General features: G+C 58.3%; 18 protein-coding genes. 12 read left to right on the top strand and 6 right to left on the bottom strand.

The window, feature by feature from the left end:
* Window positions 1-7 precede the first annotated feature (7 nt).
* From KP814_RS09875 to KP814_RS09855, 5 genes are all read right to left on the bottom strand, one after another.
* Window positions 8-1,705 carry an amidohydrolase gene (locus tag KP814_RS09875; RefSeq protein WP_216736620.1) on the bottom strand — a complete coding sequence of 566 codons (1,698 nt, stop codon included), beginning with the start codon at window positions 1,703-1,705 and terminating at the stop codon, window positions 8-10.
* The gene (locus tag KP814_RS09870) at window positions 1,702-2,700 is read right to left on the bottom strand and encodes a sensor histidine kinase (RefSeq protein WP_371824049.1); all 999 of its coding nucleotides are present in this window, start codon (window positions 2,698-2,700) and stop codon (window positions 1,702-1,704) included. Before KP814_RS09870 ends, KP814_RS09875 begins: the two co-directional genes overlap by 4 nt.
* A gap of 401 nt (window positions 2,701-3,101) precedes the next feature.
* On the bottom strand, window positions 3,102-3,836 hold the full coding sequence (locus tag KP814_RS09865; RefSeq protein ID WP_216736618.1) for a response regulator transcription factor: 735 nt from the start codon (window positions 3,834-3,836) through the stop codon (window positions 3,102-3,104).
* 79 nt (window positions 3,837-3,915) lie between these two features.
* Window positions 3,916-4,311 (bottom strand): hypothetical protein, encoded by a 396-nt coding sequence (locus tag KP814_RS09860; protein ID WP_216736617.1) that lies wholly within the window; start codon window positions 4,309-4,311, stop codon window positions 3,916-3,918.
* Window positions 4,312-4,334: 23 nt separating this feature from the next.
* Window positions 4,335-5,927: a serine protease gene (locus KP814_RS09855; protein ID WP_216736616.1), complete on the bottom strand. Its 1,593-nt coding sequence runs from the start codon at window positions 5,925-5,927 to the stop codon at window positions 4,335-4,337.
* A gap of 210 nt (window positions 5,928-6,137) precedes the next feature.
* On the opposite strand from KP814_RS09855, the gene KP814_RS09850 reads away from it, so the two are divergent.
* Complete coding sequence (locus tag KP814_RS09850) at window positions 6,138-7,142, top strand: serine/threonine dehydratase (RefSeq protein ID WP_216736615.1); 1,005 nt, start codon at window positions 6,138-6,140, stop codon at window positions 7,140-7,142.
* A gap of 23 nt (window positions 7,143-7,165) precedes the next feature.
* On the opposite strand, the gene KP814_RS09845 is transcribed toward KP814_RS09850, so the two are convergent.
* A complete protein-coding gene (locus KP814_RS09845; RefSeq protein WP_127974236.1) occupies window positions 7,166-8,218 on the bottom strand; it encodes a LacI family DNA-binding transcriptional regulator in 1,053 nt (350 codons plus the stop codon).
* 320 nt (window positions 8,219-8,538) lie between these two features.
* Between KP814_RS09845 and KP814_RS09840 the strand changes: the two genes are divergently transcribed.
* From KP814_RS09840 to KP814_RS09790, 11 genes are all read left to right on the top strand, one after another.
* On the top strand, window positions 8,539-9,777 hold the full coding sequence (locus tag KP814_RS09840; RefSeq protein ID WP_216736614.1) for an ABC transporter substrate-binding protein: 1,239 nt from the start codon (window positions 8,539-8,541) through the stop codon (window positions 9,775-9,777).
* A 58-nt stretch (window positions 9,778-9,835) separates the two neighbouring features.
* Complete coding sequence (locus tag KP814_RS09835; RefSeq protein ID WP_216736613.1) at window positions 9,836-10,837, top strand: carbohydrate ABC transporter permease; 1,002 nt, start codon at window positions 9,836-9,838, stop codon at window positions 10,835-10,837.
* 13 nt (window positions 10,838-10,850) lie between these two features.
* Window positions 10,851-11,690 (top strand): carbohydrate ABC transporter permease, encoded by an 840-nt coding sequence (locus KP814_RS09830; protein ID WP_216736612.1) that lies wholly within the window; start codon window positions 10,851-10,853, stop codon window positions 11,688-11,690.
* A gap of 38 nt (window positions 11,691-11,728) precedes the next feature.
* Window positions 11,729-13,045 carry a GH1 family beta-glucosidase gene (locus KP814_RS09825; protein ID WP_216736611.1) on the top strand — a complete coding sequence of 439 codons (1,317 nt, stop codon included), beginning with the start codon at window positions 11,729-11,731 and terminating at the stop codon, window positions 13,043-13,045.
* A gap of 53 nt (window positions 13,046-13,098) precedes the next feature.
* Window positions 13,099-14,193, top strand: coding sequence for an ABC transporter ATP-binding protein (locus KP814_RS09820; protein WP_216736610.1), 1,095 nt, complete (start codon window positions 13,099-13,101; stop codon window positions 14,191-14,193).
* Between the two features lie 363 nt (window positions 14,194-14,556).
* Window positions 14,557-15,561, top strand: coding sequence for a LacI family DNA-binding transcriptional regulator (locus tag KP814_RS09815; protein ID WP_216736609.1), 1,005 nt, complete (start codon window positions 14,557-14,559; stop codon window positions 15,559-15,561).
* A gap of 40 nt (window positions 15,562-15,601) precedes the next feature.
* Window positions 15,602-17,323: an ABC transporter substrate-binding protein gene (locus KP814_RS09810; protein ID WP_216736608.1), complete on the top strand. Its 1,722-nt coding sequence runs from the start codon at window positions 15,602-15,604 to the stop codon at window positions 17,321-17,323.
* Window positions 17,324-17,345: 22 nt separating this feature from the next.
* Window positions 17,346-18,332, top strand: a complete 987-nt coding sequence (locus tag KP814_RS09805; RefSeq protein WP_216736607.1) for an ABC transporter permease — start codon at window positions 17,346-17,348, stop codon at window positions 18,330-18,332.
* On the top strand, window positions 18,329-19,294 hold the full coding sequence (locus KP814_RS09800; protein WP_216736606.1) for an ABC transporter permease: 966 nt from the start codon (window positions 18,329-18,331) through the stop codon (window positions 19,292-19,294). Before KP814_RS09805 ends, KP814_RS09800 begins: the two co-directional genes overlap by 4 nt.
* Window positions 19,287-20,285 carry an ABC transporter ATP-binding protein gene (locus KP814_RS09795; RefSeq protein ID WP_216736605.1) on the top strand — a complete coding sequence of 333 codons (999 nt, stop codon included), beginning with the start codon at window positions 19,287-19,289 and terminating at the stop codon, window positions 20,283-20,285. Before KP814_RS09800 ends, KP814_RS09795 begins: the two co-directional genes overlap by 8 nt.
* Window positions 20,282-21,247: an ABC transporter ATP-binding protein gene (locus tag KP814_RS09790; RefSeq protein WP_216736604.1), complete on the top strand. Its 966-nt coding sequence runs from the start codon at window positions 20,282-20,284 to the stop codon at window positions 21,245-21,247. The genes KP814_RS09795 and KP814_RS09790 overlap by 4 nt, the downstream gene beginning before the upstream one ends.

The following is a 21,247-nucleotide window of genomic DNA, read 5'->3' as shown; positions in this document are numbered from 1 at the left end:
TCGAGCGTTATTCCGCGGCGTAAACTTCTTCTCCTCGTAGCCAGGTCATCATGACCCGGGCCTGACGAATGACTTGGGGGGCGGCATCGAGAATATTTCTATCCAGCACGACAAAATCCGCAGACTTGCCAGCGCGGATGGAGCCGGTGATCGCCTCCAGTCCCAGGGCGGTCGCCGCGTTGATGGTGTAGGCGTCGAGCGCGGCGCGGACGTTGGGCAAGCCACGTTCCTTAAGCTGCACGGCATTGGCGATAGCGGCCATCGGATTGATCGGGTTCACGTTCCAATCGCTGCTGAGCGTGACATTGGCGCCGCTGGCGTATACCTCGCCCAGCGGAATGAGACGATGCGCCCGCTGCTTCCCAATAAGCGGCTCGGCCCAGCTATGATCCGCCGCGCCGATATAGTCAGATCCAACCTGAAAATCCGCATCCACCTGCAGCGCCTTGAAGCGGTCCAGATCACTCGCGTCCACCAGCTCCAGATGCGTCATGTTGTAGCGGCGCTGTGAGCCGGCCTGACGGGCGGCGGCGATCGCGTTGAGGCTTTCGCGCACTCCGCCGTCGCCAATGGCGTGGATATGCGCGCCATAGCCGAGGCGGTCCAGCTTGACCAGCCAGTCCTGCATGACCGCCTGGGGCAGGTAGTTAAGGCCATAAGGCGACTGCGGAAAGTAGGTGAAATCATAAGGCTGCAGAGTCTTCGCCGTGCCATTGACGAGAATGCCGTCGCTGTACATTTTCACTTGGTTGACGATTAACAGCCCGTTGGGGTCTGGATTGTAAATCGAACTCAGAAAGTCCAACTGCTCCTGTTGCGGCACATGAGGGTAAATCCAGGGTCGCAGCGAGACGCGGGCCGTCAGCTCGCCATCCGCCGCCACGGCGCGCCACACGTCATACCAGCCGCGCTTCCAGTACAGGCGACCGTCGCCGATGGTGGTGACGCCATAACGCGCGGCCTCCGCCAGACCACTTAACAGGCCGTCGTAGCTGACCTCAAACTTGTTGCGCAAACTGTTCCAGGCCTGCTCCATGACGATATCGCCGGCGTTGTCCACAATGACGCCATTCAGTTCGCCGGTTTCCGGGTTTTTCCTGATCCTGCCCCCTTGTGGATCAGGCGTATCCGCATTGATGCCGGCGAGGCGCAGGGCGACGGAGTTAACCCACATGGAGTGTGAAGTCTGCTCCATGATCACCACGGGGCGATCCGGGAACACGCTGTCGATCACTTGCAGGGGCGTGGGGCCTTCTCCGTCCAAGGTGGCGTCAATGGTATGGCCCCAGCCGATCACCCACTGGTCCGGCTGCGAGGCTTCACGACACTGGCGTAAGTAAGGCAGCTGTTCGCTGGGCGTCAGGTCCGGGGCGAGTTCGCAATCGCCGCCAGCAGAGGAAGCGGCCTCGAAGACATGGTTATGGTTGTCGATAAAGCCAGGTAACAGCAATCTGCCTTTTATATCAATAACCTGTGTATTCTCATCCATTAACGATTCAATCTCCGCCGTGTCTCCCACTGCGAGAATGACGCCGTTGCGCGTCGCCACCGCCTGCGCCATGGGTTTCTGCGCGTCGGCGGTATAAACCACAGCGTTAATAAAGGCCAGATCGGCTGCGCCGTCGTTGGCAGTCGCCGCCTCAGTGGTTGCCGCGCATAAGGAAAGCGCCAGCGCAATCGGGGCGCATTTATGGATTGGATTCATTGAGTCGGCTCCTTGGGCCAGCATAGGGTGAAGCATGCGCCGCCTTGTCGGCTGTCGGTCACGCTTACGGTTCCGCCATGCAACGTGGAAATACTTTTTACAATCGCCAGACCCAGTCCGGCGCCGCCGGAATCCCGTGAGCGGCTGGGGTCGAGACGAGTGAATGGCTCGAAGACGCGTTGGCGTTTGCCGGGCGGCACGCCGGGGCCGTCGTCGTCCACTTGAATCTCGAAGTGAGTATCGGTCAGGCGCCAGCTGATTCTGACGCTGTGGTCGGCGAAACGGGCGGCGTTTCGGATCAGGTTCACCAATGCGCGGGAGAATAAGCGTCGATCCGCCCACACCTGAATTTCCTGTGTGGTCGGCTCCGCTGGCGTAACGAACTCCACCTGAGGATGCATTTTGCGTTGTTTGGACAGAATCTCCTCCACTACATCCAATACGGCGACTGGCTCACATTGCAGGTCGCCGCGGCCATGCTCCAGTCGGGAGTAGCTGAGCACTTCTTTCACCAGGCCGCTCAGTTCATCCAACGCGCCGCTGATCTCCTGATGCAGTGTGCGGATATTTTCCGCATCCGGGGCGGTTTTCGTGGTTTCGTCATCCGCCAGATCCAGCGCGAAGCTGATGCGCGCCATCGGGCTGCGGAACTCATGAGCGACGCCATGCAGCAGGTCGCGCAGATCGTCATAGTGACGGGCGCGGCTTTCTTTTTCCCGGGCGATATGACGCTCTACGGTTGACGCCTGCTTCAGCAATTCCGCTGGCGCATCGGCGGACTGAATGGGACCGGTGGGGCCATTGAAGAGACCGTTGATGCGACGCAGTGCGGCGCTGACCTGGGAGATTGATTCCCGTAATGGCCGCTTCACGCTGGCGAGGAGCAGGTACAGGACTACCGCCAACAGACTCAGATAAAGGACAACGTAGCCCGCCAGCCAGCTATAGAAAGAACCGCCGTCGCCTTGCTCTTTGAATACCGCCTCCAACGTCATATTTTTGTCAGGGATGGCGGTTTGCACGCTCCATGAGTCCGGGGAGCTGCGCTCCGTCACCAGATATTCGCCCGCCATCAGGCGACGACGCTGATCAAGGGTCAGACTCATGTCCTTGTTCTCCAGAATGGAGTATTCGATCAGCTCATAAGAGGGCTGCAGCGCTATGTCCGCGCTTTCCAGCAGGTCCGAGGCGGCGGCCAGCAAGCGGTCGCCAGCGGCAGTGGCTTCCTGCTCGGACAGCTCCGCGGCGACTTCCCTCAGGCCTTCTCCTGAATGACGACGGGATTCCTCGGCGGAAAGCGCGCTCTCCCACCACAACAGGGGATACGCCCAGTCGTAAGCGATAAAGCATACGCAAAACAACAACGCCAGGGCGGCGTAAAAACGCAGAAACATGCTCAACTCTCCCTTGTATCGGCGTCGTCGACAAACAGATAGCCTTCTCCGCGGACGGTTTTGATCATGCGTGGGTGTTTGGGATCGTCGCCAAGACGTTTGCGAATACGCGAGACGCGCAAGTCGATGGAGCGATCAAGTCCGTCATATTCCAGGTTGAATATTTCCCGATACACCAGGTCGCGTGAGATCACTGAGCCCGCTTGTCGGGCGAGGTAATAAAGCAGGTTGAACTCCGCCGTGGTGAAGTCGATGGCGTTTCCGGCTTTGACTACCGTTCTGGCGTTAGGATTGATGACCAGATCTCCGATATGAACGGCCGCGCTTTCCTGTGACGCAGCGGCGTCCGAATCCTGTGCGGAGTAGGTTTCGACGCGACGCAACTGAGCGCGGATATGCGCCAGCAGCACCCTGGATTTGACCGGTTTGGCCAGATAGTCATCGGCGCCGACCTCCAGTCCGGCGACTTCGTCGATGTCGTCATCCAGGGAGGTCAGCATGATGATTGGGCCTTTATAGTGCGTTCTGACTTCCCGGCACACTGATAAACCATCCATGCCCGGCAGCATGACATCCAAAATAATGAGTTGCGGCTGATTGCGCTCCAGCCAGGCCACGGCGGACTCTCCGTCGTGAATCACATGGACGGAAAAGCCGTTCTGCTCCAGAAACTGGCGAACCAGCCGGGTCAGGCTTTTGTCGTCATCCACCAGTAGCAGTCGCTCAGTTACTTTCATGCTTCGTTTTCTCCATTCTATTTCCGCTGACATCAGGCCAGCGCCCGGTCTATGCGTCGTCACCGGGCGCGCGTTCGCATCAGGGCCCGGAGTGGATAACCAAAGGGTTATTGATATACAGGCTTTCCCACTCCTGTAGCTCCGGGTCGGTCAAGGGTAAGGAAAAGGTCGCCCAGTGGGCTTTTTTGCGGCATAAATCCGGCTTCAAGCGCACTACTGTCAGATCTGGACCTTCCCAGAAAAGCCGGAAATCATCCCGCCGCGTGCATCCCGTGCTTTTAACGCTGAAGACCAACTGATCCAGTTGAATCGACACGGACTGCAGCACGGCGGGTCGGCTCAGAGGAACGCCGGCTTGCGGCGTCTCTGTATCTTCGGCGTATCCTGACGTCGCCGCCATAGATAACGTCAGTCCCAGGGCTAATATTATTCTGCGGTGCGCTTTCGCTCTTTGGTAAGAATAGCAATCGCTCATTGCGGCGACCTCCTGCATTTGGATTAACGATGGCTGCTCAGGCTGCGGCGCGCCAGCCATAGCAGGGCGAGAGCCGGCAACAGAAAGCCCATGGCTCCGCCACCGCCTTTTTTACCTTGGCTATCAGAAGCGTTCAGGGCGATGGCGCGAATATGGGCGCGTTTGTTTTCGCTCGAGGTCTGTTCGGTGACGTCCTGGAACGACCAGGACACCGTATGCTGGCCATCGTTCAGGGTGTGACTGATTCGCTTATATTCGCCTTCCGCTTTGGCGTCAAATATGCGCTGGCCATCGATGTATAAATTGAGGTCCTCGGCGGCGCCATTATCGATTTTCCATTCGAAGCTGAAAACGCCTTTGCCGCTAAAGTGGGTTAGCAGCAACGACTCACTTTTATCCTCACTCAACTCTGCGGTCAGCGCCTGCTTGCCGTCTTCTGCGCGCGGAGTCCAGTCGCCTTCCTGGCTCTGTCCCCAAACGAAGGTGGCGTTTTGTCCCAGCTTGAAGTCGGCGTTGTGGATGGACTGCGCCGAGAAGACGTAGGTCCAGTTCGGATGCGCGCTGTCCGTGCTATTGATTGTCAGCGTCGTGGTTTTACGCCCGGTTTCCGCGAACTGGAGCGTCAGGACCAGATTACAGACGGCGCCGGGTTTCAGCATCGCATTGTCACAGGCGGCGGCGTCGATCTGATAGCCACCGTCTCCGGTTAAGCTGAGCCCCTGTAATACCATGTCTTTTTGGCTGTTGTTGGTGAGCGTCAGCGTCTTCTGCAGCTTGTAACCGGCGCTGATCTGTCTGAAGTCCGTCTGGCTGATCGCAAGACCGTCCGCCTGCGCCATTTGCTCTTTGATCCACGTATTAAAGGTGGCGACCCGGGCGTAAACACCGGGAAAACCAGCTTTGGCGCAGCCTTCGCCAAAACTGACTACGCCAACCTGAGTCAGGACGCCATGGTTGTCCCATAGCATGGGGCCGCCACTGTCGCCGTCGCAGGTATCTTTTCCCCCCTTTGGGTAGCCGGCGCACACCATGGTGTTGTCTATCTTTCCTCCTATTGCGCTATAGGCGGTTGCGCACCCGGCCTGATCGTAGAGAGGAACCTCTGTCTGGCGCAGCTTGTCAGGATAGTCGGCGCCGTCAGCGGACATATTGCCCCAACCCATGACTTTAAACGTCGCATCAGGGGCTAACGAGGCCATCGTTGCTTCGTCCGCCAGGGGAATGACCGGATGTTTGACCGCTTCTTTCAGCTCCAGCAGCATCAGGTCGCCATAAGGGTCGCCCAGGGCATGCACGAAGCGTTTTACGCCGACGCGCTGTTGTCCTTTGTCCTGCGATTTGAGATCAAAATCGCCAGCGACGACGAACACCGAGTCAGCTGGCTCGTCGCCAATACAGTGCGCGGCGGACAACGCCCAACGCTCCGCGATCAGGCTGCCGCCGCAAAAATGATCGCCCAGGGTCGAATTCTGGATAGACAGCATCCAGGGATAGCCGCCGGCTGATTGATCGCCGCCGATGATTCTGGCCGTAACGGGTTCCTTCGCAAGCGCGACGTGAGACAGGGCGACCATGCCAAGCATTGCGCTCAAGGACAGAACTTTATGAGGACTCATTCCAAACTCCACTTCAAAAACAGATTTACGCTTTTCCCGGCGTAAGCTAATTTGTTGGTGCGGCAGCGCCCACCGACGGCGCTATTTAAGTGGCTGGCCATGTAGAGCTCTATCTCGGTTTTGTATCAGAACGTACAGGAACGAGGGAGGCGGTGGGGCGACGCTTGTCAGGAATGAATTCAGTAACGCTGATTTAAGGTGGACAGGATAGTGACGACGTTAGAGCATGATCGGACTTTGGGCATCGCAGACATTGCGCAAGCCAAACGCAGAATACACGGGTATACCCTGGAAACGCCGTTAGTCAGCTCGTCTTTGCTGAACCAGTGGCTGGGGCATGAGGTTTATTTCAAAGCTGAATGCCTGCAGAAAGTCGGCGCGTTCAAGGCACGCGGCGGGTGCAACACAGTGCGCTGGCTGCTGGAGAACGGTCGCAGACCTGAGCGCATCATCGCCAACAGCTCAGGCAATCATGCGCAGGCGGTGGCCTGGGCGTCGAGTTTGTTTGGCATCCCTTCAACGATATTCATGCCGGAGAATGTCTCCCGGGTTAAAGCCCGCGCCACGGAGTCCTATGGCGCCGAAGTCGCCTTGTGCGCGACCCGCGCGGAAGTGGACGAACGAGTGCTGGAAGCGGCCAAGGACCCCGGCGTATATTGGATTCCCCCCTACAATCACGAGCAGGTCATCTGCGGTCAGGGCACTGCGGCTTATGAGGCGCTGCATGAACTGGGGGAAGTGGACGCGGTGTTTGCGCCCTGCGGCGGCGGCGGACTGGTTTCCGGCACACTGATTGCGACGCGGGCGCTTGCCCCGAAAGCGGAGATGATCGCGGCGGAGCCCTTACAGGCCAATGATGCGGCGATTTCTCTGCGGGAAAACAAGATTCATCGCCTGAGCGCCACTCCGGACACCTTGGCCGACGGCGCCAGAACTCTGGCGGTGGGCGACATCACTTTTGAATATATTCGACAACTGGACGCTCTGTATGAAGTAGAAGAGCAGCGCATTGCGTTTTGGACGCAATGGTTGACGCACTTGCTCAAGCTGCATATCGAGCCCACCAGCGCCATGACCATGGACGCCGTGCGCCAGTGGCTGAAAGGCCGCAGCGGCAAAAAGCGCCTGCTGGTGATCCTGACCGGCGGCAACGTCGATCAGGGAATGATGTCGGCGCTGTGGCGGGACAATTATCTCAATGAGTTCGAGCTTTAACGCCGAACGCGTCGCTTAGGCCTTTAGCCCAGGCGACGAGTGGACTCTCTGATCACCAGCTCCACATTCAAATTGACGGACTCCGCGCCTTCGCCGCGAATCAGGCGCAGCAGCCGCTTCGCCGCGGTTTGCCCGACTTCATATACCGGTTGCCGGATCGTAGTGAGGGGAGGGGTGGTGTAGGACGACATGGGCAGATCGTCGAAGCCGATTAGGGACATGTCCTCAGGCACGCGGATGCCGCGGCGGTACAGGGCCAGACGGGCGCCGTAGGCGGTCTGATCGTTGGCGCAGAAGACGGCGCTGAAAGAAACGCCTTTGTCGAGCAGCCGGTTCATCGCCATCAGGCCGCCGGGCTCGATAAAGTCGCCTTGCGCCAGCAAGTCTTCATCAAAGGCGATGCCTGCTTCTTCCAGCGCCATTTTGTAGCCATGCAGCCGGTTACTGGCGTCGTGCTGTTCCTGGGGGCCCTGAATATGCGCGATTCTGCGATGACCCAGAGAAATCAAATGCTTGGTCGCCAGATAACCGCCCATGCGGCTGTCTATAAAGATAGAGGCGGCGTTATCCGAGTGGGCGGTATGCCCGACGGCGACGATGGGAGTCTGTGAGGCCAGATCCAGAATCTGTTCGTTGTTGAGATTGCCGGTCAGCAGAATAATGCCGTCCACCCGTCGTGCGATCAGCAGACGGATGCGTTCTATTTCACTCTGGCTGTTCCAGTGGCCGCTGGCCATCAGTGAGGCGTAGCCTGATCCCTGCAGACCTTCCTCAATGCCTTTGAGCAGCTCGTTGAAGAAGGGGCTTTCCACCGCTTGAGTGATAACGCCAATCGTCATGGACTGGCCGCTTTTGAGGCTTTGCGCCAGCACATTGGGCTTGAAGTTCAGGTCCTCAATCGCCCGCTCCACGGATCTGCGTTTGTCATCGGAAACCCGGGCGGTGCCGTTGAGAATACGGGAAACGGTGCTGACGGAAACACCCGCCCGCTTCGCCACTTCGGTGACGGTGGAGGCCGCCGGCTGTGCGCCGAGTCGCTTCTTCTTTACTGTATTTTTTCTGATTGTCTGTTCCAAGCTAAACTCCCATAGCCCGTCGAAATCCTGTCATTCCCTGGAAGATATGCGCATACGTCACTCTTCACTTCGCATGCGGCCGCTGAATCGTATAAGAATGGATTCGTGCCCGGCGTGTGCTCGTACGGTTCTGATAATAAATGAAATTTCCGGATATTTTCATTTTTTTATTGACAAGCGTATTTGCACGACGTTATAAAATTGCTGTGTTTGAAAACGTTTTCATTACGTTTTTGTCAAAATAACACAGTGCATTGATGAATAGAATAAGCACAAAAACCAACCTCGATGTAAGGGCTCCGGCCCAGGAGAATAATAAGATGAAGATCATGCATGCTCTTCTGTTGAGCGCGGCCATGTCGGGAAGCGTCGCCGCGCAAACAGTGACTCTGGAAGTGGCTTCATTTCCAGATCTGGACAGAGGCATTAAAGCCGCCATACCGTTATATCAGGAAGCGCATCCTGACGTGGAGATCAAGCTGGTCAGTCTGGCTTTTGGCGATCACCACAATGCGATGACCACCTCTCTCGCTACCGGCTCCAACCTGCCTGACGTCATGGCGGTGGAAGTCGGATTTATCGGCAAATTCGCCGCGTCCGGCGGCATTGAAGATTTATCCAAGCCTCCCTACAACGCTATGCAATATCAGGATCAATTCGCCAGGTTCACCCTTCCGCAGGCGACCGGCGGAGAAGGCAATCTGGCGGCGATTCCGGTGGATATCGGTCCGGGCGCTTTGTTTTACCGCCAGGACCTGTTACAAAAGGCGGGAGTGGATGAAAGCGCTTTCTCAAATAATTGGGACGCTTTTATTGAGGCGGGGAAAAAAGTGAAGGAAAAAACCGGCGCGTACATGGTGGCGCACGCCGGCGATCTGAAGGACATCATCATCCGTTCGGATCTGGAAGACGGTGAAGGCATCTTTTTTGACAAGGAAAACAACTCCCTGGTGACCAGTCCCCGCTTCGAAAAAGCGTTCAAAGTGGCGAAAGCGGCCCGTGACGCAGGCATCGACGCCAAGGTCAAAGCCTGGACCAGCGAGTGGACGGAAGGGTTGCGACGGGGGCAGATCGCCACCCAAATGATGGGCTCCTGGGTGGCGGGGCATCTCGCCAACTGGATAGCGCCGGAGTCCGCCGGACTGTGGCGCAGCAAGCAACTGCCCGACAATGTCTACGCCAGCTGGGGCGGCTCTTTTTACGCTATTCCCGCCAAGGCGCAGCACAAACATGAGGCGTGGGAATTTATCCGCTTTCTGGCGTTGAACAAAAGCATGCAGCTGGAGGCGTTTCATAAGCTGGATGCGTTTCCCGCCCTGGTTACGGCGCAGAACGATCAGTTTCTGCAACAGCCCATCGAATTTCTGGGGGGGCAAAAGGCCCGCGTTCAGTGGAAAGAAGCGGCGGATCGCATACCCGCCATTACTGTGAACAAGTACGACACCATCGCCGATGAGATCGTCAACGCCGAGCTGGATAAAGTGCTGCTGCACGATAAAGATATCAAGGAAGCGCTGGCGGATGCGCATAAGCTCATCAAACGCAGGGTCCGCTACTGAGCGGGCCTGAGATGCGCGAACAACCAAAGTCCATGTCAGACTTAGTGGAGGCCCGGTAATGTCGGCGGTTATGGAGCGGCGGGAGACGCCAGCGGCGGCGCCAGTAAAAAGCAGACGCAGATGGCTGACCCGAAAAACGGCGCCCTACGTGTTTATCAGCCCGTTTTTCATCCTGTTCGCAGTATTCGGGCTGTTTCCGTTGCTGTTCACGATTTATCTGTCTTTTCATTATTGGGACCCGTCCACGGGTTTGGGCGGCATGAAATGGGTCGGTTTTGAGAACTTCACGTTCGTGCTCACGGACGACTGGTTTCATAAGTCGCTCTACAACACGTTCTGGATCGCGCTGGTGAGTGGGGTTCCCCAACACCTCGCGGCGATACCGCTGGCGTTTTTCCTGCACACCCGGTTGTCGCGCTGGCGCAATGCGGTGGTGGGGTTGTATTTCCTGCCGTTTATCACCTCCACGGTGGCGATTTCCCTGGTGTTCACCTCGTTATTCTCCCGCGACTACGGGCTGATCAATGTGCTGCTGACGCAAATGGGACAGTGGGAAGTCGCCGGTCTCAGGCCTCTGGGCTGGGTGTTTCCAACAGAGAACATTGACTGGAACGATCCCGGTTACACCAAGTGGGTGATTTCATTCGTTGTCTGGTGGCGTTACGTGGGCTGGAACACGGTGTTGTACCTGTCCGCGCTGCAGACTATTCCCAAGGATTTGTATGAAGCCGCGAGCATCGACGGCGCCAGCCGCCGCCAGCAATTCTGGCATATCACCGTGCCGTTGCTGCGGCCCATGATGTTCCTGGCGATCACGCTTAGCATCATCGGCAACCTGCAGCTTTTTGAGGAGCCTTTTATTCTCACCGGCGGACTGGGACCGGGCGGCACCAGTATCGGCGGGCCGGATCAGGCGGGTAAAACGGCGGCGATGCACATGTACGCCACCGCTTATATCGAGAGTGATTTCGGCACGGCGTCCGCAGTCGCATGGCTGTTGTTCCTGATCATCGCGATGATGACCTGGGCCAACAACAAAGCCTTCAAAGAAAAATCCTAGGCGGGAGCAGGCAATGGAAAGACGTATCATCCTGGATCCCGGTCAGTGGATCGCATTCATGGTCGTCGCGGTTGGCGCGATGATCATGTTGGGGCCTTTTTACTTCATGTTCGTTTTCGCGACTCACAGCAACACGGATATTCTTTCCGTGCCGCCGCCGGTGTGGTTTGGCGGTCAGTTTGTGGCGAACGTGCAGGTGCTGCTGGAGAAACTGCCTTACTTCTGGAATAACCTGGGTGTGAGCTTTTATGTGGCCATCATCACCACGGCGTTGAATTTGTTCTTCTGTTCCCTGGCGGGCTACGCCTTCGCCACCTATGAGTTCCGCTTCAAGAATCTGTTGTTCATGATTGTCATGAGCACGCTCCTCATCCCGCCGTTTCTCGGCATGATACCCACCACCCTGATCATGACGCTGTTCGGGTGGATGAATGAGCCGCGGGCGCTGTATCTGCCCATGGCTTGCAGCGCCTTAGGCGTATTTTTGATGCGTCAGTACATCAGCTCGGCGATTCCCCGGGAGTTGCTGGAAGCGGCGCGCATGGACGGCTGCGGCGAATTCGCCACCTTCCGTCATATCGTGCTGCCGCTGACGGGGCCCGCCATGGGCACCCTTGGGCTGATCACCTTTATCACATCCTGGAACAACTTCATGACCCCTCTGGTGGTCATGCGGGACATGGAAATGTACACGGTTCCGTTGGCGCTGCGCGCGCTACAGGGCTCCGGGCAAGTGCCCTGGGGCGCCATTTGCGCAGGCTCCTCCATCGCCGTGGCGCCGCTTCTCGTCATATTCATATTGGCGTCGCGGAGGCTGATCGAAGGTATGACAGCCGGCGCGCTGAAGGGATAGAAGCGGCGATTTAGAAAGCAATAAGAGGCTTGTATTTTATGAATCAGAAATTTGCAAAGGATTTTACCTGGGGCGTGGCGACCAGCGCGTACCAGATTGAGGGGGCCGCCAATGAAGGCGGAAGAGGGCCTTCCATCTGGGACACCTTCTCTCATACGCCGGGCAAGACGGTGAATGGAGAGACCGGCGACGTCGCCTGCGATCACTATCATCGCTACCAGGAAGATGTGGATCTTATTGCTGGATTGGGTGTGGACGCCTACCGTTTTTCCATCGCCTGGCCGCGGGTGCAACCGGACGGCAAAGGCGCCTGGAATGAAGCCGGCTTCGACTTTTACAGTCGCTTGATCGACGCGCTGCTGGTCAAAGGCTTGCAGCCCTACGTCACTTTGTATCATTGGGATCTGCCGCAGGCGTTGGAAGACCTGGGCGGCTGGCGCAATCGCGATACCTGTTATCGATTCGCCGACTATGCGGCGGAGTTCATGCGGCGTTACGGCGATAGCGTGAAAACGATTTCCACTCATAACGAACCCTGGTGCACCGCCACCCTGGGACACGCTACCGGCCAGTTCGCGCCGGGTTATCAGGACGAGGCGATGGCCTATCAGGTGTCTCATCATCTGTTGTTGTCGCACGGTTTGGCGCTGCAGAGCATGCGTGCGGTGAACAGCGAGACGCCAGTGGGCATCGTGCTCAACCATACCCCCACTTATCCGGCTAATCCGGATTCGGAAGCTGACCGCCAACTGGCGCGTCTGGATGACGGAACCAACATTCGCTGGTACATGGACCCGATTTTCCGCGGCGCTTATCCTCAGGATGTGCTGGCGTATCTGGGGGACAAAGCGCCCAAGGTCACGGACGGCGATATGGACATTATCAGGCAGCCGCTGGATTTCCTGGGCGTGAATTACTACACCCGCGGTTACTTCAGCCAGGCTAACCCACAAACCCCGGCGCCGGCGGCCATGGGGCTGACCGACATGGGATGGGAAGTCTATCCGCAAGGTCTGGCGCAGCATTTGGTGAGAATCACCCGCGACTACCTGCCGCCGCCGATTTACATCACCGAGAACGGCGCCGCTTTCCCCGATCGCATGGAGAATGGCGAAGTGCAGGACCCGGCGCGGATTCATTATCTGGAGACTCACCTGCAGGCGCTGCGTCAGGCCATGGAGTTGGGCGCGGACATCCGCGGTTATTTTTACTGGAGCCTGGCGGACAACTACGAATGGAACTGGGGTTACAGCAAGCGCTTCGGGCTGACCTACGTGGATTACGCCACCCAGCAGCGCACGCTGAAAGCCAGCGGTCACTGGTATCGGGATTTTATTGCCCGTCAGCGCGCTTAGCTGCGGCGGGCGCAAGCGAGTGAAACACTAACCCGGGACGAGGGGAGAACAGTATGGCGTCCTTACAATTGCTTGGCGTTGAAAAGAGCTACAAAGGCGGCGCCAGCATCATCAAAAAGCTGGATCTGTTTGTGGAAGACGGCGAGTTTGTGGTGTTGGTTGGCCCCTCTGGCTGCGGTAAATCCACTCTGCTGCGCATGATTGCGGGGCTGGAGGAGGTTACCGCGGGTCATATCCTGATCGGCGACAAGCGCACGGAAGGGCTGCCTCCGTCCGAACGCGGCGTGGCCATGGTGTTCCAGAGTTACGCCCTGTATCCCCATATGACCGTGGCGGAAAACATGGGGTTCTCTCTCAAGATGGCCGGTTTGCCGAAACCCCAGGTGGCGCAGGCGGTGGAGCGGGCGGCGGAAGTGCTGCAGATCACCCACCTGCTGCAGCGTAAACCCAAAGCGCTGTCTGGCGGTCAACGCCAGCGGGTGGCCATCGGCCGGGCGATTGTGCGCCAGCCCAGCATCTTCCTGTTTGATGAACCCCTTTCAAACCTGGACGCTGCGCTGCGCGCCCAGATGCGGTTGGAGCTGGCCAAGCTCCACAAGCAACTGGGAACCACCATGGTCTACGTGACTCATGATCAGACTGAAGCCATGACACTGGGGGACCGCATCGTCGTGCTTAACGGCGGCCATATTGAACAGACCGGCCGTCCCATGGAGCTATATGAGCGGCCCGGCAATCAATTTGTGGCGGGCTTTATCGGCTCGCCGAAGATGAATTTTCTCCCTTGTCGCGTGCAGGCCAGCAGTGAACGGGGCGCGACGGTGCAGATAGGCTCATCGCCGCGTCCCTTGCAGATTCCCGCGCCCTCCGGTCGTGTGGCTGGCGAACCGGTGTGTCTGGGCGTGCGGCCCGAGCATGTGCGTCTGACGACGCCGGATCAGGGTATTCCTGCGCGCGTGGACATTATTGAAGAAATGGGCGATGTCGCGGTGGCTTATCTGCATGTGGCGGGGCTGGAAAGACATCTGGTGGTGAAGACGCCTTCCTCCGCCATGGGTTTTTATGAAGGCGGTCAGGTCGGCGTTGCGGCCGAGCTGGAGTGCTGCCATCTGTTCAATCAACAAGGGGTTAACCTGTCTTTGGGCTGAGCCTGTTTCCGACGCGATTGCGGGGCCAGGGAACAGCCCGAAGTACGCAGAGAGCTTTGGGGGCGATTTGCGTATCGACGCGGCCAGAATAGGCCCGTCTTGGCGATGGTTGTCAATTTGGGAACAAATTGGGAATCGTCGCCTTTCTTGTTTTCAGTCGCGGTATAAACGCTCTTTTCCATCTAAAAATATTAAATATTTCAATAAGATGAATGATTGTTGCGGGCTTCTGGCGTAAGCGGGGTTTTACCTCGGGGTGACAGGCTGTCGCGTTATAACGCCCTGGTTAAGCCGCTGCAGCCTTGACCCTAATACCCCCCTGCAACATGATTTTGGGGACGTTCCCAACTGTAGAAGCCTGTCATGCCAACAATTATCGATGTATCGGAGCTGGCCCATGTGTCGAAGTCCACGGTCAGCCGGGTGGTGTCAAACAAAGGGTCTGTTTCTCCCGCCGCGCGTAAGCGGGTGGAGGACGCCATTCGCAAGCTGGGCTACCGTCCCAATCATTTCGCGCGGGGCCTGAAAAGTAATAAGTCCGACATCATCGGCGTGGTGGTGGTGAACCTCGCCAGCCCCTTCTATGCGCAGATGCTGAGCGGCGTACAGGATTACATCTCCGGTTCCGACAAACATCTGGTGGTCACCAGCGGCTATGGCGATCTGGACCGGGAAGTCGCCGTGATCAACTCATTGCTGGATCGCCGCTGCGACGGACTGTTGCTATACGTGGAGAACGAAGTGCCGTTGGAGCGTCTGGCCGGCGTACATCCCGGCAACTACCCCATTGTGACCATGGGGCGCATGCTGCCGGGGATTTCCAAATGGTCGGCGCGGGTGGACAACCTGCATGGCGGCTATTTGGCGGCGCGTTATTTATTGGAGAGAGGACACCGGCGCATCGCGCATCTGATGGGGCCGGAGAGCTACCTGGACGCTCGTCTGCGCCGGGACGGCTTCCTGCGCGCCATGGCGGAGCACGGCCTGACCGAGCGCGACTATTTGATTCTGTCCGGTCCCTACGAGGAGACGTTCGGCTATCAGGCGACCCTGCGGCTGCTGGATGGCGGCGCCCGATTCACGGCTATTTGCGCCGGCGATGACGATATGGCGGCCGGGGTCTATCAAGCCCTGCGCGAGCGGGGCGTCAGCGTACCGGAGCAGATCTCGGTGGTGGGGTATGACGATAATTTCCACGCCAAACTAATGTGTCCCGCGCTGACCACTGTCAGGCAGGACGTAATGGAGATGGGCGAGGCGGCGGTAAAACTGCTCATTGAACGCTTGGAGAATCCGACCATGGCGGAGAAGCACGTTGTGTTGGAGCCCAAGCTGATCGAACGGGATTCAGTGAGGGATCTGAACTGAATCGTCAGGGGTTCAACTTAAACAGGAAATGGGAAGACGAATGAAAGCGACGACAAAAATAAAAACGCGGTCTTTAATCGCTTGTTTGGCGCTGACGGCTTCGGTGCAGGCGGCGGAGGCGGATCAAAACAGGATTCACGGCGGCGAGCTGGTGCTGGCCCCGACTCAGACCAACGCCCATGTGCGTAACTTCAACCCCTATAATTTTTCCGTCGGCGCTTTTTACGCCCAGGACTTCATCTACGAACCCCTGTGGATATACAACATCGCCCATCCCGGCCAGGACTTCCCCCGTCTCGCCGTCTCCTTCGAGACCGCTGACGACCTGCGCTCCATCACTTACCATCTGCGCCCAGGCGTAAAGTGGTCAGATGGTCAGCCCTTCAGCGCGGACGATGTCGTCTTTACGTTCGAATTGGCGAAATCCCACCCGGCTTTTCCAGTCGGTCTGGACATCCAGTCCGACAGCAACCCCAACGGGCTGATCGTCAGCATGGAAAAGATCGACGACCTCACTTTTGTGGCGCGTCTGAGCAAGCCCAGCGCACTGGCGCACGAACATATCGGCGTGATGTATCCCTTGCCGCGCCATATCTGGAAAGACGTGCAGGACCCAACGACCTTCGCCAATCCGGAGCCGGTGGCCACCGGGCCGTTTACTGAAGTGCGTTCTTTCAGCATGTCCCAGTTCAAGGTATGCCGGAACGAGAAATACTGGGACGCCGGCAAACCCTACATCGACTGTCTGAAGTTCCCTCAGTATTCCGGCAATGACCAGACCATGCTGGCGGCGAGGGCCGGCAAAATCGACTGGCTGGGAGACGGCATGTCGGACCCGGAAAAAACCTACGTCAACGGCGACAAGCATAACAAATACTGGTTTCCCGCCGGCGCCAACGCCAATTTGCATTTGAACACCCGTAAAGCGCCGTTCAACAGTCTGCCGTTCCGCCAGGCGTTCAGTATGGCGCTCAACCGCCGCTTTATTCTGGATGTAGCCACCTTCGGTCTGACCACGGAAACCCAGTTTCCTATCGGCACCGGCGAACTGTACAAGGACTGGTACGATGCGCAGGCCCTGCAACCCTATCGCTATCTGATGGAGTACAACCCCAAGCGGGCCAAGGCCCTGTTGGATGATAACGGATTTGTTGATCGCGATGGCGACGGCTGGCGCGACAATCCGGACGGCTCCTCCATTGAGTTCAAACTGGCGGTGCCCTCCGGCTGGTCGGATTGGGTCAACACCATGATGACGGTGTCGGAAAACCTGCGCGACATTGGCGTCAACGCCCATCTCAGCACCCAGGACGAAAGCACCTGGTTTGCGGGAACCACCCAGGGCGATTTCGACGTTTACATCATGTGGACCAAACCTTCCGCGACGCCCCATGGAACCTACAGTCTGATGTTCGCCACGGATGGGCTGGCGGAAGGGCGGCGGCTGGAGCAGAACATGCACGGCATGGTTATCCCGGAGATCAATCAGGCGTTGGACAAATTTGCGCAAACCCAGGATCGGACCGAACAGAAAAAATGGCTGACGCAGGTGCACAAACAGGTGGCGGAGAAACTGCCGGTCATCACCCTGTTCGCCAACCCGGACTGGTATCAGTACAACGACTCCCGCTTTCAGGGCTGGGTAACCCAGGACAATCCCTATGTGCGGCCGATGCTGCATCTGGGGGTGCCGGAGCGGGGCGTGCATGTGTTGAACCTGTCTCTGCGTAAAGAAGCGGCGGCGCAAGTGGCGCGACAATAGCGTCCGCCAGGGAGATGTGCTGATGCGCTTTATTCTGCGCCGTCTTGGGTTTTACTGCGCCGCCTTTGCGGTGGCGTTGACCCTCAACTTTTTTATTCCCCGTCTGATGCCGGGCGATCCGGCGGCGACGCTGTTTGTCAGCCTGCGCGGACGTATGTCGCAGCAAAGCCTGGACGCCATGCGCGCCGCCTATGGGTTTGACGGCAGTCTGTGGGATCAGTTTGTCGCCTATGTTATCCGGCTATTGCATGGCGATCTGGGCGTTTCCACGGTTAACTTTCCGCAGCCTGCTTCAGAGATGCTGTTATACGCCGCTGGCTGGACCTTGTTTCTGGTGGGCGTTGCTACGCTGCTGAGCTTTGTCGTGGGCATTTTATTTGGAATGCTGGCGGCCTGGCGGCGCGGCTCCTTCTTCGACACGCTGTTTACGCCAGTGAATGTCATGCTCAACGCCTTCACCCCGGCGGTGGTGGCGTTGCTCCTGTTATACGGTTTCGCCCTGCAACTGGAATGGTTTCCCTTGGGACGGGCCTACAACATTGATCTGGAGCCGGGATGGAATATGGCCTTCATGGGCAGTGTCCTGTATCACAGTGTGCTGCCGCTGGCGTCTTTGGTGATCATCGCCATTGGCGGGTGGCACCTGAGCATGCGCAACACCATGATCAATCTGCTCAACGAAGATTACATCACCCTGGCGCGGGCCAAAGGGCTCAGCGGTCGCCGTATTCTGTTCCGCTACGCCGCCCGCAACGCCATGCTGCCGCAGATCACGTCACTGGCCCTGACCTTCGGCTTTGTGCTGGGAGGGGCGTTGATCACGGAGGTGGTGTTCAACTATCCCGGACTGGGCAAGTTCACCCTCGCGGCGATTGAGAAAAGAGATTACGCCTTCATTCAGGGACAGCTGTTGCTGCTGACATTCACCGTGTTGTTGGCGAACCTGATTGCGGATCTGCTGAATCTGCTGCTGGACCCCCGGTTGCGCGACAGGAGCGAATTAGCGTGAAACTGCATGATCTACAGGTCGAACTGGGCCTGGACAACCTACAAACGGATGGGCTGCTTCATCGGGCGCCGGCGCCTCTAAGGGTGTTTCTGGCGGATAAGCGCGGCGTCGCGGGTCTGCTGATTCTACTGTTGTTGACGGTGGCGGCTTTGGGCGCGCCCTGGTTGACGGAGTTTCCCCCGGATCGCATGAGCGCCATGCCGCACTTGCCGCCGGACGGCGACCATTGGCTGGGAACTACGCGCATGGGCAAGGACGTCTTTGCGCAATTGCTGTATGGCGCTCAAGCCAGTTTGACAGTGGGGTTGCTGGCCGGGGCGCTGGCGACGCTGATCGGCGTATTCGTGGGCATGTGCGCGGGTTATTTTGGCGGCCGTCTGGATGACGTCATCAGCTTCATCGTTAATGTGGCGCTGGTGATTCCCGCGCTGCCGCTGATTATCGTGATCGCCAGCTTTGTCGACAGCGCCAGTCCCATGGTGATCGGACTGGTGCTGGCCGCCACCGGCTGGGGCTGGACCGCCCGCATTATCCGGGCGCAGACCCTGCAAATCCGTCATAAAGACTTCATCCTAGCCGCCCAACTGCTGAATGAGCCCTGGTGGCGTATTCTGGCGGCGCATATCCTGCCGAACATGCTGTCTCTGGTGGTGAGCGGCTTTGTGCTGACCACTATCTACGCCATTCTGGCGGAGGCGGGTCTGGAGTTCATCGGTCTGGGCGATCCCAGCGCGGTGACCTGGGGAACCATTCTGTTTTGGGGGCAGCAGAATTCGGCGCTGCAAGTCGGCGCCTGGTGGGAAATTCTGCCCGCCTGCTTCGCCATCATGCTTACCGGCGCGGCGCTGGTATTGATCAACTTCACGGTGGATGAAATCGCCAACCCGCTGCTGCGCAAGCGGCGCGGGGAAAAAGCGGTCATCGCCTACCTGCGCAAGAAGGGATTGCCTGTCAATGACTGACGTTTTACTGAGCATTCGCAATCTGTGTGTGGATTACCTGACGGACGCCGGCGTCGCCCGCGCTGTGGACGATATCAGCTTCGATATCCGTGCGGGGGAAGTATTCGGTCTGGCGGGGGAATCCGGTTGCGGCAAGAGCACCACTGCTTTCGCTATCGCCAGATTGATTCGCATGCCGGGCTTCGTCTCTGATGGTGAAGTGCTGTTCGAGGGGGAGGACGTGTTGCGCATGGACGCAAAACGGCTGCGGGCGTTTCGCTGGGCGCAGACCAGCGTTGTTCTGCAGAGCGCCATGAACGCCTTGAATCCGGTGATTCGGGTGTCGGAACAGGTCTGCGACGCCATTCGCGCCCACCAGCGTGTGAATGAGGATCAGGCGCGCTCCCGAACCAGGGAGCTGTTTGCCCTGGTGGGCATTGATCCCGGCAGACTGGACGATTATCCCCATCAATTCAGCGGCGGCATGCGGCAGCGTATCTGCATCGCCATGGCGCTGGCGTTGCGGCCCCGGCTGATTATCATGGATGAGCCGACCACGGCGTTGGATGTGGTGGTGCAGCGCGACATTATTGGCAAGATTTCCGCATTGCAGCGGGAGTTTGGCTTCTCTGTGCTGTTTATCTCCCACGATCTGGGATTGATGCTGGAGTTTTGCGACCGCATCGGGGTCATGTACGCCGGTCGACTGGTGGAAGCAGGAACGGCGCGGCAGGTCGGAGAGCAACCGGCGCATCCTTATACGCAAGCGCTGCTGCGCTCCTTTCCGTCATTGTGCGGCCCTCGCAGACGCCTGCAGGGCATCCCCGGCGCGCCGCCGCGTCTGACGGAATCGATCGCGGGTTGCGCTTTTGCGCCCCGTTGCGAGAAGGCGGAGTCGACCTGTCTCACCCAGACGCAAGCGTTGGCCTCTTTAACGGAAGGACGCGTTGTCGCTTGCGCCAGAGTTTCCCGTCCGCTCGTAGCGACGACGCAAACCGCGGAGGTCTCATGACGTCAGAATCTGCATTGCTGCGTATGGAAAATGTGTCCCTGGATTTTAAAACCGGGACATGGGGGCGCCGATCCGTCTTGCGCGCCTTGCGTGATGTCAGCCTGTCTCTGCGGCTGGGCAAGGCCCTGGCGTTAGTAGGCGAGTCGGGCAGCGGCAAGAGCACCTGCGCGCGTCTGTTGAGCGGGCTGCACCAGCCGACGGCAGGCGATATCTATTGGCGCGGCGCGGGTCTGGGGCAGCGTAAATCCAAAGAGACCGCCGCTTATCGTCGTAGCGTGCAGATGATCTTTCAAGACCCATTCAGCTCTCTTAATCCGGCGTTATCTATCGGTTATCAGATTGAGCGGCCCCTGCTGGCCAACGGCGTTGTCGACAACGCGGCCGACGCCGCCCGACAAGCCCGCATCTTGCTGGAGCGGGTCGGCCTGCATCCCGCCGATGAGACCGCCGCGAAACGCCCTCATGAGCTGAGCGGCGGTCAGCGTCAACGAGTCGCCATCGCCAGAGCGCTGGCGGTTAAACCGGAAGTGATTCTGGCGGACGAACCCACTTCCATGCTGGATGTGTCGGTGCGCATCGGCATTCTGAATCTGCTGTTGGATCTAAAGCAGGAGCAGGGCATTGCGTTTCTGTTCATCACTCATGATCTGGCTTCGGCGCGCTATTTCGCTGACGACATCGCTGTCCTTTACGGCGGCTCATTGGTGGAGCAGGGCGATAGCGAGGCCATTACACAGAATCCGCAGCACCCCTATACCCGGTTGCTGCTGAACTCCATTCCCGGCGCGGGGGACAATCCCTCGACCGCCCCGGCGCAGACGGACGCGCCTATGCGTCAGCCGGACGCCAAAGGTTGTCCTTTCGTCCATCGCTGTCCGCAAGCCCTCGCCGAATGCAGGGAAGTCATGCCTGCGTTGCGCCAGCTGGCGGATAACCACGCCATTCGTTGTCATCTTTATTGA

Source organism: Hahella sp. HN01 (genome assembly GCF_018986435.1).
Classification (GTDB): domain Bacteria; phylum Pseudomonadota; class Gammaproteobacteria; order Pseudomonadales; family Oleiphilaceae; genus Hahella.
Note: the sequence above shows the minus strand (reverse complement) of the source record. Positions and strands in the feature narration are given on the sequence as shown.

Bases quoted from the DNA above. Each gene is read 5' to 3' on its own strand.
- KP814_RS09875 (WP_216736620.1), bottom strand. From the start codon at position 1,705: ATGAATCCAATCCATAAATGCGCCCCGATTGCGCTGGCGCTTTCCTTA.
- KP814_RS09870 (WP_371824049.1), bottom strand. From the start codon at position 2,700: ATGACGTTGGAGGCGGTATTCAAAGAGCAAGGCGACGGCGGTTCTTTC.
- KP814_RS09865 (WP_216736618.1), bottom strand. From the start codon at position 3,836: ATGAAAGTAACTGAGCGACTGCTACTGGTGGATGACGACAAAAGCCTG.
- KP814_RS09860 (WP_216736617.1), bottom strand. From the start codon at position 4,311: ATGAGCGATTGCTATTCTTACCAAAGAGCGAAAGCGCACCGCAGAATA.
- KP814_RS09855 (WP_216736616.1), bottom strand. From the start codon at position 5,927: ATGAGTCCTCATAAAGTTCTGTCCTTGAGCGCAATGCTTGGCATGGTC.
- KP814_RS09840 (WP_216736614.1), top strand. From the start codon at position 8,539: ATGAAGATCATGCATGCTCTTCTGTTGAGCGCGGCCATGTCGGGAAGC.
- KP814_RS09835 (WP_216736613.1), top strand. From the start codon at position 9,836: ATGTCGGCGGTTATGGAGCGGCGGGAGACGCCAGCGGCGGCGCCAGTA.
- KP814_RS09830 (WP_216736612.1), top strand. From the start codon at position 10,851: ATGGAAAGACGTATCATCCTGGATCCCGGTCAGTGGATCGCATTCATG.
- KP814_RS09825 (WP_216736611.1), top strand. From the start codon at position 11,729: ATGAATCAGAAATTTGCAAAGGATTTTACCTGGGGCGTGGCGACCAGC.
- KP814_RS09820 (WP_216736610.1), top strand. From the start codon at position 13,099: ATGGCGTCCTTACAATTGCTTGGCGTTGAAAAGAGCTACAAAGGCGGC.
- KP814_RS09815 (WP_216736609.1), top strand. From the start codon at position 14,557: ATGCCAACAATTATCGATGTATCGGAGCTGGCCCATGTGTCGAAGTCC.
- KP814_RS09810 (WP_216736608.1), top strand. From the start codon at position 15,602: ATGAAAGCGACGACAAAAATAAAAACGCGGTCTTTAATCGCTTGTTTG.
- KP814_RS09805 (WP_216736607.1), top strand. From the start codon at position 17,346: ATGCGCTTTATTCTGCGCCGTCTTGGGTTTTACTGCGCCGCCTTTGCG.
- KP814_RS09795 (WP_216736605.1), top strand. From the start codon at position 19,287: ATGACTGACGTTTTACTGAGCATTCGCAATCTGTGTGTGGATTACCTG.
- KP814_RS09790 (WP_216736604.1), top strand. From the start codon at position 20,282: ATGACGTCAGAATCTGCATTGCTGCGTATGGAAAATGTGTCCCTGGAT.